Raw genomic sequence first — 13,436 nt, 5'->3', positions numbered from 1 at the left:
CGGGCCTCAGCTAGGGCGCCCGGCAGGCCTACGCCTGCCGGGCGCTCGAGGCGCCGGCCTCGTTGACCATGCGGAGGTAGCGGTCCCAGTCCCAGTGGCGGCCGGGGTCCGTGTGGTCGGCTCCCGGCACCTCGGAGTGGCCGAGGAAGTGCTTGCGGTCGGCGGGTATGCCGTAGCGCCTGCACACGTCGGCGGCGAGCCGCGCCGAAGCCGCGTACATCGCGTCCGTGAAGTCCTGTCGCCGGTCCACGAAGCCGACGTGCTCGATGCCGACGCTGCGCTCGTTCATGGAGCGGTTGCCCGAGTGGAAGGCGACGTCGAGCTCGCGCACCATCTGCTCGATGTGGCCGTCCTGGCCGACTATGTAGTGCGCCGACGCCCGGTGGAACGGATTCTTGAAGGCGTCCACCGAGGACTTGAAGCCGCCCTGGGTGACATGCACCACGATCCGGTCCACCCGGTAGTCCGCCGGCCGGTCCGCCAGCCGCCAGTTCGCCGGAGAGGCCGCCGTCCAGGAGGCCCCCGCGTGGTCCAGGTCGCCGTCCTGCCGCGGCTTGGACACCCCGGGCACCAGCCACCAGGCCCGCCCGATCTCATCGCGCCCGGCGATCGCCGCGGCCGCCACCACCCCGAGCCCGCCGAACAGCACCACCCGGCGGGTCCGCCCGGGCCGTCCCTTGTTGCCCGTACCGCCCTTGTCGCTCGTGCTCCCCATGTGATCCACCCCCTGCCACCGAGAACGCGCTGTGAGCCCGCGCGGTTCCCCCGTACCCTGGACGGTGCTATGACTGAGAACCTGCCGAGCGTCCCCCGCCCCCTCCGCGTCCTGGCCGCCATGTCCGGCGGTGTGGACTCCGCCGTCGCCGCCGCCCGCGCCGTCGAAGCCGGGCACGACGTGACCGGTGTCCACCTCGCCCTCTCCGCGAACCCGCAGTCCTTCCGGACCGGGGCCCGCGGCTGCTGCACGATCGAGGATTCCCGCGACGCCCGCCGCGCCGCCGACGTCATCGGCATCCCCTTCTACGTCTGGGACCTCGCCGAGCGGTTCCGCGAGGACGTAGTCGAGGACTTCATCTCCGAGTACGAGGCCGGGCGCACCCCGAACCCCTGCCTTCGCTGCAACGAGAAGATCAAGTTCGCGGCGCTGCTCGACAAGGCCCTCGCCCTCGGCTTCGACGCCGTCTGTACCGGCCACTACGCCACGGTCGTCCTGAACGAGGACGGCACGCGCGAGCTGCACCGCGCCTCCGACATGGCCAAGGACCAGTCGTACGTCCTCGGCGTGCTCGACGAGAAGCAGCTCGCCCACGCGCTGTTCCCGCTCGGCGACACCCTCACCACCAAGGAAGAGATCCGCGCCGAGGCCGAGGAGCGGGGCCTGGCCGTCGCGAAGAAGCCCGACAGTCACGACATCTGCTTCATCGCCGACGGAGACACCCAGGGCTTCCTGGCGAACCGCCTCGGCAAGGCCGAGGGCGACATCGTCGACGAGGCCACCGGCGAGAAGGTCGGCACCCACGAGGGCGCCTTCGGGTTCACCATCGGCCAGCGCAAGGGCCTGCGGATCGGCCACCCGGCCCCCGACGGCAAGCCGCGCTACGTCCTCGACATCTCCCCGGTGAACAACACCGTCACCGTCGGCCCCGTCGAGGCCCTGGACGTCACCGCCCTCACCGCGATCCGCCCCCGCTGGTGCGGATCCACCGCCGCCGCCCCGGGCACGTACACCGCGCAGCTGCGCGCCCACGGCGGCGAGACCGAGGTCTTCGCGGAGCTGGTGGAGGGCGAACTGCGCGTCCGCTTCGGCGAGCCGGTCCGGGGCGTGGCCCCCGGCCAGGCGATCGTCCTCTACGACGGCACCCGCGTGGTGGGCTCGGCCACGATCTCCGCGACCACCCGGGCGACCGCGGCCTCCGTCTGAGCGGTCGGGCCGGCGTCAGGCCTCCGTCGGGCCGCTCGGTCGGACCACCGTCAGGACGATCTTGCCGGTGGTCCGGCCCTGCTCGCCGATCTCGTGGGCCTTCGCCGCCTCCGACAGGGGCAGGACCGTGTCGATCACCGGGCGGAGCCTGCCTTCCGCGACCAGGGCGGCGATCGCCTTAAGGCCCGCGTAGTCCGGCTCGACGAGCGTCCAGCCGGTGCGGAAGCCCTCCGCGTCGGCCGGTACGTCGTCCGGGCCGTTCAATGTGATCAGGTGTCCGCCGGGCCGCAGCACCTTCAGGGAGCGCGCCCCGTAGTCGCCGCCGATGGCGTCGATCACCACGTCGACCTCAGACACCGCGTCCTCGAAGTCGGTGGTCCGGTAGTCGATCAGGTCGTCCGCCCCGAGCGAGCGGAGCATCTCGTGCTTGGCGGCACTGGCGGTGCCGATCACGTACGCGCCGAGCGCCTTGGCGATCTGGACGGCGAAGTGTCCGACGCCCCCGGCCGCAGCGTGTACGAGCACCCGCTGCCCCGGCCGCACGCCGGCGGTGTCGGTCAGCGCCTGCCACGCGGTGAGCGCGGCCAGCGGCAGGGCCGCCGCCTGGACGTGGTCGAGCGTCTCCGGCTTGCGGGCGAAGTGCCGGGCCGTGGCCGTCACGTACTCGGCGTAGCCGCCCGCCTGGACAGGGAACCGCGGCATGCCGAAGACCTCGTCGCCGGGCTGGAACACCGTCACGCCCGGGCCGACGGCCTCGACCGTGCCGGACACGTCCCAGCCGACGGCCGGGACCCGGCCCCAGGGGATGAGGGCGCCGCTGGCCCGGGTCTTCCAGTCCACCGGGTTCACCCCGGCCGCGTGGACCCTCACCAGGATCTCGCCCATGCCCGGCTCCGGCCGGTCCAGCTCGGTCTCGGTGAGTACCTCGGGTCCGCCCCACTGGCTGACGACGATGGCGCGCATGTGTTTCTCCTCGGGTGTTTCACCTGTGTCAGGTGTGTCCGGTGCTGCTGCCGGACCAGCTTCGGCTCCGGAGCGATGCCATGGTGTTGGCCGTACGGCCACCCTGTGACAGGATCTGGCCATGCACCGCATCGCCGTACTCGCCCTCGAAGGCGTCCCCCCGTTCGAGCTCGGGATGCCGTCCCGGGTGTTCGGCAACGCCGTCGACGACTCGGGAAAGCCGCTCTACGAGGTGACCGTCTGCACCGTCGACGGGCAGCCCGTGGCCAGCGACGCGGGCTTCACGGTCGGGGTTTCGGCGGGGCCCGAGGCCCTCGCGGTCGCCGACACGGTGATCATCCCGCCGGCCAACGTCATGATGGCCCTGGAGCAGGGCGTACCCCTGCCCCGGCCGCTCGCCGACGCCCTCGCCGTGATCCGCCCCGGCACCCGGCTGGTGTCGATCTGCACCGGCACCTACGTGCTCGCCGCCGCCGGCCTGCTCGACGGCCGGCCCGCCACCACGCACTGGATCAAGGCGCCCGCCTTCCAGCGGGCCTTCCCGCGCGTCAAGCTCGACGAGGACGTGCTCTTCGTCGACGACGGGGACATCCTGACCTCCGCCGGGGTCGCCGCCGGCGTGGACCTCTGCCTCTACATGATCCGCCGGGACCACGGCACGGCCGTCGCCAACCGTGCCGCGCGGCTGTGCGTCGTACCGCCGTGGCGGGACGGCGGCCAGGCCCAGTACATCGACCGCCCCGTCCCCGAACCCACCGTCGCCACCACCACCGCCACCCGGGCCTGGGCCCTGGAGCGCCTCGGAGAGCCGATCGCCCTGGCCGAGCTGGCCGCCCACGCCCGGATGAGCCTGCGCACCTTCACCCGGCGCTTCCGCGACGAGGTCGGCATGACCCCGGTGCAGTGGCTCACCGGCCAACGCCTGGAAGTGGCGCGCCAGTTGCTGGAATCCAGTGACCTCCCCGTCGACCTGGTCGCCCACCGCTCCGGCTTCGGCTCGGCGAACTCGCTGCGCCAGCACATGCGTTCCGCACTCGGCATCTCGCCGATCGCCTACCGGCGCACCTTCCAGCCCGACTCGACCGCTCTCGCCCGCCCTTGATGCTCCGGCGGTGCGTTCGGCGCACCGATGACCCCGAAGGTAATCGACTCCGGGGCCACCGGCGGGCAGGATCGGATCAACAAGCCGATCCCGTACGGAAGAAGAGGCCGGAGATGACCGCCTACGCCATCGCCCACATACGCCCCGAGACCATGAACGAGGACATCCTCCGCTACATCGAGGAGATCCAGGCCACCATGGACCCCTTCGAGGGCCGCTTCCTCGTCCACGGCCGCGAAGTGGAGGTCGTGGAGGGCAGCTGGCCCGGCACGATCGTCATGATCGCCTTCCCCGACCTGGAGGGGGCCCGCGCCTGGTACGCCTCCGCCCCGTACCAGGCCCTGATCCCGCTGCGCGCCGATCACATCGCGGGCGACATCATCCTCGTCGACGGCGTCCCCGCGGACTACGACGCCTCGAAGACCGCGGCGGCCCTCCGCGAGGCGGCGGGGCTGTAGCCGATCGCCGGGACGCCCCCGCCGGGGTTCGGGGCGGGTGGGGCCGGGCGGCCGGGCCGGGGTGCGAGCATGGCGGCATGCCTACTCATCTCATCACCGGCGCCGGCTCCGGCATCGGTGCCGCCGTCGCGGCGCGGCTGCACGCCCGCGGCGACGACCTCGTCCTCCTCGCCCGCGACGCCGCCCGCGCCCGGCAGCTCACCGACCGGTACCCCGGATCGAGCGCGCTCGTCGGAGACCTCGCCGACCCCGACCGGCTGTCGTGGGCCTTCTCCAAGCAGGCGATCCCGGAGCGGATCGACTCGCTCCTGCACATCGCCGGCATCGTGGACCTCGGCCCGGTGGGGGAGCTGCGCCCCAAGACCTGGCACCAGCAGCTCAACGTCAACCTCATCGCCCCCGCCGAGGTCACCCGGCTGCTGCTGCCCACCCTGCGGGCCTCGCACGCCACCATCGTCTTCGTGAACTCCGGCGCCGGACTCGCCGCCCACGCCGAATGGAGCGCCTACGCCGCCTCCAAGCACGGGCTGAAGGCGCTGGCCGACTCGCTCCGTGCGGAGGAGAAGGAGAACGGCATCCGCGTCACCTCCGTCTACCCCGGCCGCACCGCCACCCCCATGCAGGCCAAGGTCCGCTCGCAGGAGGGCGAGGCCTACGACGCCGCCGACTGGATCGACGCCGAGTCCGTCGCGACCACCATCGTGATGGCCGTCGACCTGCCCCGCGACGCCGTGGTCAGCGACCTCACCGTCAGGCCCGGCCGATGAGCGCGAGCCGCACCGGCGGAGCCACCGGGATCGGCTCGCTCCCCGGCGGCGACGCCCGCGAGGCCGCCAAGACCGTCACCGGCTCCTTCGAGGAGTTCCCGTACCTCGCCGAGCTGCCCGCCCGGGGCCCCGGCTCGGACATGATCGGCCGGTCCCTCGGGCTGCTCGTGGACATGTACGCGCACGTCGAGCCCAGCGGCTGGCGGATCAGCGACCGCCCCGGCCGCGACAGCAAGCGGGCCCGCTCCTGGCTCGGCGAGGACCTGGACGCCCTGGAGGAGTTCACCCAGGGGTACGAGGGCCGGCTCAAGGTCCAGGCCGTCGGGCCGTGGACGCTGGCCTCCTCCCTCGAGCTGCACGGCGGCGAGGCCGTCCTCCAGGACCCGGGCGCCTGCCGGGACCTGGCCGGGTCCCTCGCGGAGGGGGTGCGCGAGCACCTGGCCGACGTCCGCAAGCGGATCCCCGGCGCCGAGATCGTCCTCCAGTACGACGAGCCCTCGCTCACCGCCGTCCTGCTCGGCCGGGTGCGCTCCGCCAGCGGCTACCGCACGTACCGCGCCGTCGACCGGCAGGTCGTCGAGGGGACGCTGCGCGAGCTGTTCGCCGTCCACGACGGAGAGGTCATCGTCCACTCCTGCGCCCCCGAGGTGCCCTTCGGACTGCTGCGGCGCGCCGGGGTCTCGGGCGTGTCGTTCGATTTCTCCTTGCTCACCGAGCGCGAGGATGACGCCATCGGGGAAGCGGTCGAAGCCGGCATGAAACTCTTCGCCGGAGTGGTGCCGGGGACCGACGGCCCGTTGTCGGACCCGGGCGGTAGCGTCATGGGTGTCAGGAAGCTCTGGCGCAGGCTGGGGCTGACCCCGGGGACTCTGGCGGAGTCCGTCGTGGTCACCCCTTCGTGCGGTCTGGCGGGCGCTTCGCCCGCCTACGCACGGGCGGTTCAGGCGCACTGCGTCAGGGCGGCGAGGTCGCTCGCCGACAACCCTGAGTGATGGATCGAGACGGGTCACGGGAGGACACGGCATGGCAGCCGAACAGAAGCAGGGCAGCGATTCGGCCGTACCGGCGGAACTGCGCGAGCAGCACGCGCTGATCGCCGAGCAGGTCGAGGAGCACCGCTTCCGGTACTACGTGAACGACCAGCCGGTCGTCAGCGACGCCGAGTTCGACAAGCTGCTGCGCTCGCTGGAAGCGCTGGAGGAGCAGTACCCGGAGCTGCGCACGCCCGATTCGCCCACCCAGAAGGTGGCCGGGGCGTACGAGACGGACTTCGCCTCCGTGGAGCACCGCGAGCGGATGCTCTCCCTCGACAACGCCTTCGACGACGAGGAGCTGGCGGCCTGGGCCGAGCGCGTGGCCCGGGACGCGGGCACCTCCGACTACCACTATCTGTGCGAGCTGAAGGTGGACGGCCTCGCCGTCAACCTCACTTACGAGAACGGCCGTCTGACCCGCGCCGCCACCCGCGGCGACGGCCGCACGGGCGAGGACATCACGCCCAACGTCCGCACCATCGCCGACATCCCCGACCGGCTGAAGGGCGACCGGATCCCCGCCCTGGTCGAGATCCGCGGCGAGGTCTACTTCCCGATGGAGAAGTTCGAGGAGCTCAACGCCCGGCTCGTCGAGGCCGAGGGCAAGCCCTTCGCGAACCCGCGCAACGCGGCGGCCGGTTCGCTGCGCCAGAAGGACCCGAAGGTCACCGCGAGCCGTCCGCTGCACATGGTCGTGCACGGCATCGGCGCCCGCGAGGGCTTCGAGATCGAGAACCAGTCGCAGGCCTACGAGTTGCTGCACGAGTGGGGCCTGCCCACCGCCCAGCACAACAAGGTGGTCTCCACGCTCGCCGAGGTCCGCGACTTCATCGTGTACTTCGGCGAGAACCGCCACTCGGTGGAGCACGAGATCGACGGCGTCGTCGTCAAGCTCGACGAGATTTCCCTCCAGGGCAGGCTCGGCTCGACCGCGCGCGCCCCGCGCTGGGCCATCGCCTGGAAGTACGCGCCCGAGGAGGTCAACTCCAAGCTGATCGACATCAAGGTCGGCGTGGGCCGCACCGGGCGCGTGACCCCGTACGCGCAGGTGGAGCCGGTGACGGTGGCGGGCTCCGAGGTGGAGTTCGCGACCCTGCACAACCAGGAGGTCGTCAAGGCCAAGGGCGTGCTCATCGGGGACACCGTCGTGCTGCGCAAGGCCGGCGACGTCATCCCCGAGATCCTCGGGCCGGTGGTCGACCTGCGGGACGGCAGCGAGCGGGAGTTCGTCATGCCCGCCGAGTGCCCGGAGTGCGGGACGCCGCTGCGGCCGATGAAGGAGGGCGACATCGACCTGCGCTGCCCCAACGGGCAGACGTGTCCCGCGCAGTTGCGCGAGCGGCTCTTCTACCTCGGTGGCCGCCAGTGTCTGGACATCGAGAACTTCGGCGCGGTGGCGGCGGCCGCGCTCACCCACCCGCTGGAGCCGGCCGAGCCGCCGCTGCGGGACGAGGGCGATCTCTTCGACCTCACCATCGAGCAGCTCCTGCCCATCAAGGCGTACGTGCTCGACCCGGACAGCGGCCTGCCCAAGCGGGACCCGAAGACCGGCGAGGAGAAGATCGTCACGGTCTTCGCCAACCAGAAGGGCGAGCCGAAGAAGAACGCCCTGTCGATGCTGGAGAACATCGCCGCCGCCAAGGACCGTCCGCTCGCCCGCATCATCAACGGCCTCTCGATCCGGCACGTCGGCCCGGTCGCGGCGGAGGCGCTGGCCCGCGAGTTCCGCTCCATCGAGCGGATCGAGCAGGCGACGGAGGAGGAACTGGCCGCCACCGACGGGGTCGGCGCGATCATCGCCGCTTCCCTCAAGGAGTGGTTCGCCGTCGACTGGCACCAGGAGATCCTGCGCAAGTGGCGGGCGGCCGGCGTCCGGATGGAGGAGGAGGGTTCCGGGGAGGACGAGGGGCCGCGCCCGCTGGAGGGGCTGACCGTCGTGGTCACCGGGACTTTGCAGAGCCACACGCGGGACGGCGCCAAGGAGGCCCTGCAGAGCCGCGGCGCCAAGGTGACCGGATCCGTCTCGAAGAAGACCTCCTTCGTCGTGGTCGGCGACAACCCCGGATCGAAGTACGACAAGGCCGTGCAGTTGAAGCTCTCCATCCTCGACGACGCCGGATTCGCCGTCCTGCTGGAGGAGGGCCCCGACGCGGCGCGCGCGGCCGCGCTCCCGGTGGACGGCGACGCCGGAGCGGAGTAGCGAAGGCGAACGGATGCGTGGCGTGCGGCCGTACGAGCGGGCGCGCGCCGGGCGCGGCCGGCGGTGGCACCGGTGGGGCCACGGCCGGTACCGGCTCCCCGAGAGGCCGGTACAAGGCTGGTGGCGGGCCCGGGACCTGTCGGATCATCGGACGGGCGGCCGGTGGGCCTGGTCCAAACTCACCCGTTCGGCGGATACCGTACTGATGAGGATGGCTGGGTCGTATTCGGGCAACCGCCGCCGACCGCTGCCCCTGGGCGCCTCCCGCGTCCTACTGTTGAGGGGTGCGCCTGTCGTGCACGGCTGCTTGACGCGTTTCCAGCCGTGATGGCACGGCATCGGGGCCATCGCGTGGCATCGGCATCGCCGGCTGTGAGAGGGACGGGCATGAAACCCACCGAAAGCGCCGACCCGTCACCAGATTTCGGCGGGGACTTCCCGTCCATGCGGACGGGCCGGCTCGGTGTCCTGGGTTCCAGGACACCGCAATCACGACCGCTCGACACCGGCGTGGGCGCGGGCCGGCCGGATCGCGGCACCGTGCTGCCCCTCGCCATCGTCGGTCTCGCCGCCGTCGTGCTCGGCGTCGGCATCGTCACCGCACTGACCAGCCGTCACGCCCTGTTCCCCGGCGGCCCGGTCGGCTGGGCGCTCGCCCTGCTCACCGGCATCATCGTCGGCCACCTCGTCGCCCTCGGCCGCGACCGGTGGTGGGGCGGCACCGGATCGGGCGCTGCCCTCACCCTCGGCGTCCTCATCCTCTACGGATGGGTCCCCGCAGGCCTGGTCTCCCTCGCCGTGGTCTCCCTCGTCGGCGCCGCCCGCAGGCACCGCTGGCGCCAGGGCCTGCTGCACGGAGCCACCGACGTCCTCGGCATCGGCGCGGGCGCCCTCGTCCTCGCCGCGTTCGGCGAGTCGCCCTCCGTCGAGGCCCCGTGGCTGCCCACCGGCTGGGAGCTCGACGCGGTCCCCGAGGTCATCCTGGTCGCCCTCGCCTACCTGCTCGTCACCCGCGTCCTGCTGTGGCTCGCCCTCGCCCCGAGCGGCGGGGGACTGCCCACGGTCGCCCGTACCGCGCTGCTGCGCCAGGCGCTGGTCGCCGTCGCGCTCCTCGGCATCGCCCCGCTGATCTGCGTGGTCGCCGAATCGCAGCCGGTGCTGCTGCCGCTGTTCGCCGTACCGCTGATCGCCCTGGACTCCACCCTGTGGATCGCCCGCGCCCGCGCCGAAGAGCAGTTGCGGGACCCGCTCACCGGACTCCCGAACCGCCAGTGGCTGCTGGAGCGCGCCCGGAGCGCCCTCGACCAGGCCGAACGTTCCGGCAACCGCGCGGCGCTGGTCCTGATCGACCTGGACCGTTTCCGTGCCGTCAACGACACCCTCGGCCACCTCGCCGGAGACCGCCTCCTCCTCCAGATAGCGGACCGGCTGCGCCAGGCCCTGCCCCCGGACGCCGAGGCGGCCCGGCTCGGCGGCGACGAGTTCGCCGTCCTCCTGCCCGTCGCCGACTCCACCACCAGCGCCCAGCGGATCGCCCGCAACCTCGTCGCCGAACTCAGCTCCCCCCTCGACCTGGACGGCCTGACCCTGGTCCTGGAGGCCAGCGCCGGCCTCGCCGTCTTCCCCGACCACGCGCTGGACGCGGAGGGACTGCTGCGCCGCGCCGACGTCGCCATGTACCAGGCGAAGCGGGACCGGACCGGAGTCGAGGTCTACGAGTCCAAGCGCGACAGCAACACCCCCGACCGGCTCGGCCTGCTGGGCGACCTGCGCAGGGCGCTGGACGCGGGCGATGTGGAACTGCACTACCAGCCGAAGGTCTGCTTCGACGGCAAGGTGGCCGGGCTCGAAGCACTGGTGCGCTGGGTGCACCCGGAGCGCGGGCGGGTCCCCCCGGACGAGTTCATCGCGATCGCCGAGACCTCCGGCCTGATGCCGCACCTGACGGAATACGTACTGGAGACCGCGCTCGCGCAGGTCGCCCGGTGGCGGGCCCAGGGCCTCAAGGTCCCGGTCGCCGTCAACGTGTCGCCGCGCGACGTCCACACCCCCGGCTTCGCGGGCGCCGTGGCCGCGCGCCTCGCCCGGCACGGGGTCCCGGCGAGCGGGCTCCAGCTGGAAATAACGGAACACGTCCTGCTGGAGGACCCGCAGCGGGCCGCCGACACGATGGCGGGGCTGACCGGCCACGGCGTCAAGATGTCCCTGGACGACTTCGGCACGGGCTACTCCTCGCTCGTCCACCTGCGGCGGCTGCCCGTCAGCGAACTGAAGATCGACCGGTCGTTCGTGGCGCGACTCGCCGTGGACGCCCAGGACGCGGAGATCGTCCGCTGCACGGTCGACCTCGCCCACTCCCTCGGCCTGCTGGTCGTCGCGGAGGGCGTCGAGGACGACGAGACGTGGGAGCGGCTCCGGGACCTGGGCTGCGACGCGGTCCAGGGCTGGCTGGTCGCCGCCGCGATGCCTCCGCAGGAGGCCACGGCATGGCTGCTGGCCCGCGGCGAGCGCGGCTGGCGGCGGCCGGCGGACATCACGGCGGAGCTCGCGGCGGAGACCGCCGCCGCGGCGGCGGCATCCCAGACGCCATGAGGTAGTGGAGGCACCGGCGCGGTACCGCCCCGCGCCGGGGGACCCGCCGTTCCCGGGGCCGGCCCCCGGAGCCCCCGGGGGTCCGGGCGCAGCCCGGGGAACGGTGGAAGGGCGGGTAGGGGACTTCGCCCCGCGCAGCGGCCGCCCGGCAGCCGGGCACGGGCTCGGGGCTCCGTACAAGCCGCCGCAGGCGGCCCCGCCGCGGAGCGGAAACCGGCCCGCGCGAAGGCTTCGTACCGCCCCGGGGGAAACCGGGGCGCCGGGCGGGGGCGGGGCCCCATAGGATTGGGCCGAAACCTACACACCCGAACCCCCAGAGGATCGCTGCATGCCTGGCATCACGCGCGAGGAGGTCGCCCACCTCGCTCGGCTGGCACGTCTGGAGCTGAAGAGCGAAGAGCTCGACCACTTCGCTGGACAGCTCGACGACATCATCGGCGCGGTCGCCCGCGTTTCCGAGGTCGCCGACCAAGACGTCCCGCCGACCTCCCACCCGCTGCCGCTGACGAACGTCATGCGCGCGGACGAGGTCCGTCCGTCGCTCACCCCCGAGCAGGCGCTTTCCGGCGCTCCCGCCCAGGAGCAGCAGCGTTTCAAGGTGCCGCAGATCCTGGGGGAGGACTAATCACCATGGCTGACATCAACAGCACCATCGACATCATCAGGCTCACGGCCGCACAGACCGCCGAGAAGATCGCCTCCGGCGAGCTCACGGCCGTCGAGGTCACCGAGGCCCACCTGGCCCGCATCGGCGCGACCGACGAGAAGATCAACGCCTTCCTGCACGTCGACCGCGAGGGTGCCCTGGCCCAGGCCGCGGCCGTCGACGCCAAGCGCGGGCGCGGCGAGAAGCTCGGCCCGCTGGCCGGCGTCCCGCTCGCCCTCAAGGACATCTTCACCACCGTCGGGATCCCGACGACCGTGGGTTCGAAGATCCTCGAAGGCTGGATCCCGCCGTACGACGCCACCCTGACGCGCAAGCTGAAGGAAGCCGACGTCGTCATCCTCGGCAAGACCAACATGGACGAGTTCGCCATGGGGTCCTCCACCGAGAACAGCGCCTACGGGCCCACCGGCAACCCCTGGGACCTCACCCGGGTCCCCGGCGGCTCCGGCGGCGGCTCCGCGGCCGCGCTGGCCGCCTTCCAGGCGCCGCTGGCCATCGGCACGGACACCGGCGGTTCCATCCGCCAGCCCGCCGCCCTCACCGGCACCGTCGGCGTGAAGCCCACCTACGGCGGCGTCTCCCGCTACGGCATGGTGGCCTTCTCCTCCTCCCTCGACCAGGGCGGCCCCTGCGCCCGTACGGTCCTGGACGCGGCCCTCCTGCACGAGGTCATCGCCGGCCACGACCCGATGGACTCCACGTCCATCGACGCCCCGGTCCCGCCGGTCGTCGAGGCGGCCCGCAACGGTTCCGTCGCCGGCATGCGCGTCGGTGTCGTCAAGCAGTTCGCCGGCGAGGGCTACCAGGCCGGCGTCGTCCAGCGGTTCACCGAGTCCGTCGCCCTCCTGGGCGAGCTCGGCGCCGAGATCGTGGAGCTGGACTGCCCGTCCTTCGACCTCGCGATGGCCGCGTACTACCTGATCGCGCCCTCCGAGTGCTCCTCGAACCTGGCCCGCTTCGACGCCATGCGCTACGGCCTGCGCGTCGGCGACGACGGCACCAAGTCCGCCGAGGACGTCACCGCGCTGACCCGCGAAGCCGGTTTCGGCGACGAGGTCAAGCGCCGCATCATCCTCGGTACCTACGCGCTCAGCTCCGGCTACTACGACGCGTACTACGGCTCCGCCCAGAAGGTCCGCACGCTCATCACGCGGGACTTCGAGAAGGCCTTCGAGCAGGTCGACGTGATCGTCTCCCCGACCACGCCCACGACCGCCTTCGCCATCGGTGAGCGCACCGACGACCCGCTGGCGATGTACCTCGCGGACTTGTGCACCATCCCGACCAACCTGGCCGGCAACTCCGCCATGTCGCTGCCCTGCGGCCTGGCTCCGGAGGACGGTCTGCCGGTCGGGCTCCAGATCATCGCCCCGGCGATGAAGGACGACCGGCTGTACAAGGTCGGTGCCGCCGTCGAGGCCGCCTTCGTCGAGCGCTGGGGTCACCCGCTGCTTGAGGAGGCTCCGTCGCTGTGAGTTCCAACACGAGTGCGCTGTCCAAGGCCAAGGGCTTCAGGAAGTCCAAGTCCGGTACGTACCTGTCGATCGGCACCACCGCTTTCGGTGCCCTCAGCGTGGTCAAGCAGGCCAGGAAGGCCCGCACCGAGAACGACACGCTGAAGCTGATCGACGCCGTCGTGTCCGCCGCCGCCGTCGTCACCGGCCTCGCGATCCTGTACCGCGAGCTGAAGCGTCTCGGCGACGACGACGTCCTGCTGGGCTGAGAGGGAATT

At 72.2% G+C, this 13,436-nt stretch carries 12 protein-coding genes; 10 read left to right on the top strand and 2 right to left on the bottom strand.

Annotated elements, in window-relative coordinates; translation table 11 throughout:
* Positions 1-28: 28 nt before the first annotated feature.
* Complete coding sequence (locus tag ACIQV3_RS14665; protein ID WP_403712748.1) at positions 29-715, bottom strand: N-acetylmuramoyl-L-alanine amidase; 687 nt, start codon at positions 713-715, stop codon at positions 29-31.
* Between the two features lie 69 nt (positions 716-784).
* Between ACIQV3_RS14665 and mnmA the strand changes: the two genes are divergently transcribed.
* Positions 785-1,921, top strand: a complete 1,137-nt coding sequence (gene mnmA, locus ACIQV3_RS14660; protein WP_403712747.1) for a tRNA 2-thiouridine(34) synthase MnmA — start codon at positions 785-787, stop codon at positions 1,919-1,921.
* Positions 1,922-1,936: 15 nt separating this feature from the next.
* Here the strand turns inward: mnmA and ACIQV3_RS14655 are convergent, their stop codons facing one another.
* A complete protein-coding gene (locus ACIQV3_RS14655) occupies positions 1,937-2,884 on the bottom strand; it encodes an NADP-dependent oxidoreductase (protein WP_403712746.1) in 948 nt (315 codons plus the stop codon).
* 121 nt (positions 2,885-3,005) lie between these two features.
* Between ACIQV3_RS14655 and ACIQV3_RS14650 the strand changes: the two genes are divergently transcribed.
* The 9 genes from ACIQV3_RS14650 (at position 3,006) to ACIQV3_RS14610 (ending at position 13,427) form a co-directional block, all read left to right on the top strand.
* Positions 3,006-3,986: a GlxA family transcriptional regulator gene (locus tag ACIQV3_RS14650; RefSeq protein WP_403712745.1), complete on the top strand. Its 981-nt coding sequence runs from the start codon at positions 3,006-3,008 to the stop codon at positions 3,984-3,986.
* 113 nt (positions 3,987-4,099) lie between these two features.
* Positions 4,100-4,444, top strand: a complete 345-nt coding sequence (locus ACIQV3_RS14645) for a DUF1330 domain-containing protein (RefSeq protein WP_403712744.1) — start codon at positions 4,100-4,102, stop codon at positions 4,442-4,444.
* A 77-nt stretch (positions 4,445-4,521) separates the two neighbouring features.
* Positions 4,522-5,211: an SDR family oxidoreductase gene (locus ACIQV3_RS14640; RefSeq protein ID WP_403712743.1), complete on the top strand. Its 690-nt coding sequence runs from the start codon at positions 4,522-4,524 to the stop codon at positions 5,209-5,211.
* Complete coding sequence (locus ACIQV3_RS14635; protein ID WP_403712742.1) at positions 5,208-6,203, top strand: methionine synthase; 996 nt, start codon at positions 5,208-5,210, stop codon at positions 6,201-6,203. The genes ACIQV3_RS14640 and ACIQV3_RS14635 overlap by 4 nt, the downstream gene beginning before the upstream one ends.
* A 31-nt stretch (positions 6,204-6,234) precedes the next feature.
* Complete coding sequence (gene ligA / locus ACIQV3_RS14630) at positions 6,235-8,445, top strand: NAD-dependent DNA ligase LigA (RefSeq protein ID WP_403712741.1); 2,211 nt, start codon at positions 6,235-6,237, stop codon at positions 8,443-8,445.
* A 387-nt stretch (positions 8,446-8,832) separates the two neighbouring features.
* Positions 8,833-11,037, top strand: a complete 2,205-nt coding sequence (locus tag ACIQV3_RS14625; protein ID WP_403712740.1) for a putative bifunctional diguanylate cyclase/phosphodiesterase — start codon at positions 8,833-8,835, stop codon at positions 11,035-11,037.
* Positions 11,038-11,365: 328 nt separating this feature from the next.
* A complete protein-coding gene (gatC, locus tag ACIQV3_RS14620) occupies positions 11,366-11,662 on the top strand; it encodes an Asp-tRNA(Asn)/Glu-tRNA(Gln) amidotransferase subunit GatC (protein ID WP_007266718.1) in 297 nt (98 codons plus the stop codon).
* Positions 11,663-11,667: 5 nt separating this feature from the next.
* Positions 11,668-13,179, top strand: coding sequence for an Asp-tRNA(Asn)/Glu-tRNA(Gln) amidotransferase subunit GatA (gatA, locus tag ACIQV3_RS14615; protein ID WP_403712739.1), 1,512 nt, complete (start codon positions 11,668-11,670; stop codon positions 13,177-13,179).
* On the top strand, positions 13,176-13,427 hold the full coding sequence (locus tag ACIQV3_RS14610) for a hypothetical protein (RefSeq protein WP_403712738.1): 252 nt from the start codon (positions 13,176-13,178) through the stop codon (positions 13,425-13,427). Before gatA ends, ACIQV3_RS14610 begins: the two co-directional genes overlap by 4 nt.
* Positions 13,428-13,436: the final 9 nt, after the last annotated feature.

Source organism: Streptomyces sp. NPDC099050, from assembly GCF_044759865.1.
Classification (GTDB): Bacteria; Actinomycetota; Actinomycetes; order Streptomycetales; family Streptomycetaceae; genus Streptomyces.
This window is presented reverse-complemented; position numbering and strand designations above follow the sequence as displayed.

What these genes read in the sequence shown, in the direction of transcription:
- ACIQV3_RS14650 (WP_403712745.1), top strand. Translation starts at nt 3,006, where the DNA reads ATGCACCGCATCGCCGTACTCGCCCTCGAAGGCGTCCCCCCGTTCGAG.
- ACIQV3_RS14625 (WP_403712740.1), top strand. Translation starts at nt 8,833, where the DNA reads ATGAAACCCACCGAAAGCGCCGACCCGTCACCAGATTTCGGCGGGGAC.
- ACIQV3_RS14645 (WP_403712744.1), top strand. Translation starts at nt 4,100, where the DNA reads ATGACCGCCTACGCCATCGCCCACATACGCCCCGAGACCATGAACGAG.
- gatC (WP_007266718.1), top strand. Translation starts at nt 11,366, where the DNA reads ATGCCTGGCATCACGCGCGAGGAGGTCGCCCACCTCGCTCGGCTGGCA.
- ligA (WP_403712741.1), top strand. Translation starts at nt 6,235, where the DNA reads ATGGCAGCCGAACAGAAGCAGGGCAGCGATTCGGCCGTACCGGCGGAA.
- ACIQV3_RS14640 (WP_403712743.1), top strand. Translation starts at nt 4,522, where the DNA reads ATGCCTACTCATCTCATCACCGGCGCCGGCTCCGGCATCGGTGCCGCC.
- ACIQV3_RS14655 (WP_403712746.1), bottom strand. Translation starts at nt 2,884, where the DNA reads ATGCGCGCCATCGTCGTCAGCCAGTGGGGCGGACCCGAGGTACTCACC.
- gatA (WP_403712739.1), top strand. Translation starts at nt 11,668, where the DNA reads ATGGCTGACATCAACAGCACCATCGACATCATCAGGCTCACGGCCGCA.
- mnmA (WP_403712747.1), top strand. Translation starts at nt 785, where the DNA reads ATGACTGAGAACCTGCCGAGCGTCCCCCGCCCCCTCCGCGTCCTGGCC.
- ACIQV3_RS14635 (WP_403712742.1), top strand. Translation starts at nt 5,208, where the DNA reads ATGAGCGCGAGCCGCACCGGCGGAGCCACCGGGATCGGCTCGCTCCCC.
- ACIQV3_RS14665 (WP_403712748.1), bottom strand. Translation starts at nt 715, where the DNA reads ATGGGGAGCACGAGCGACAAGGGCGGTACGGGCAACAAGGGACGGCCC.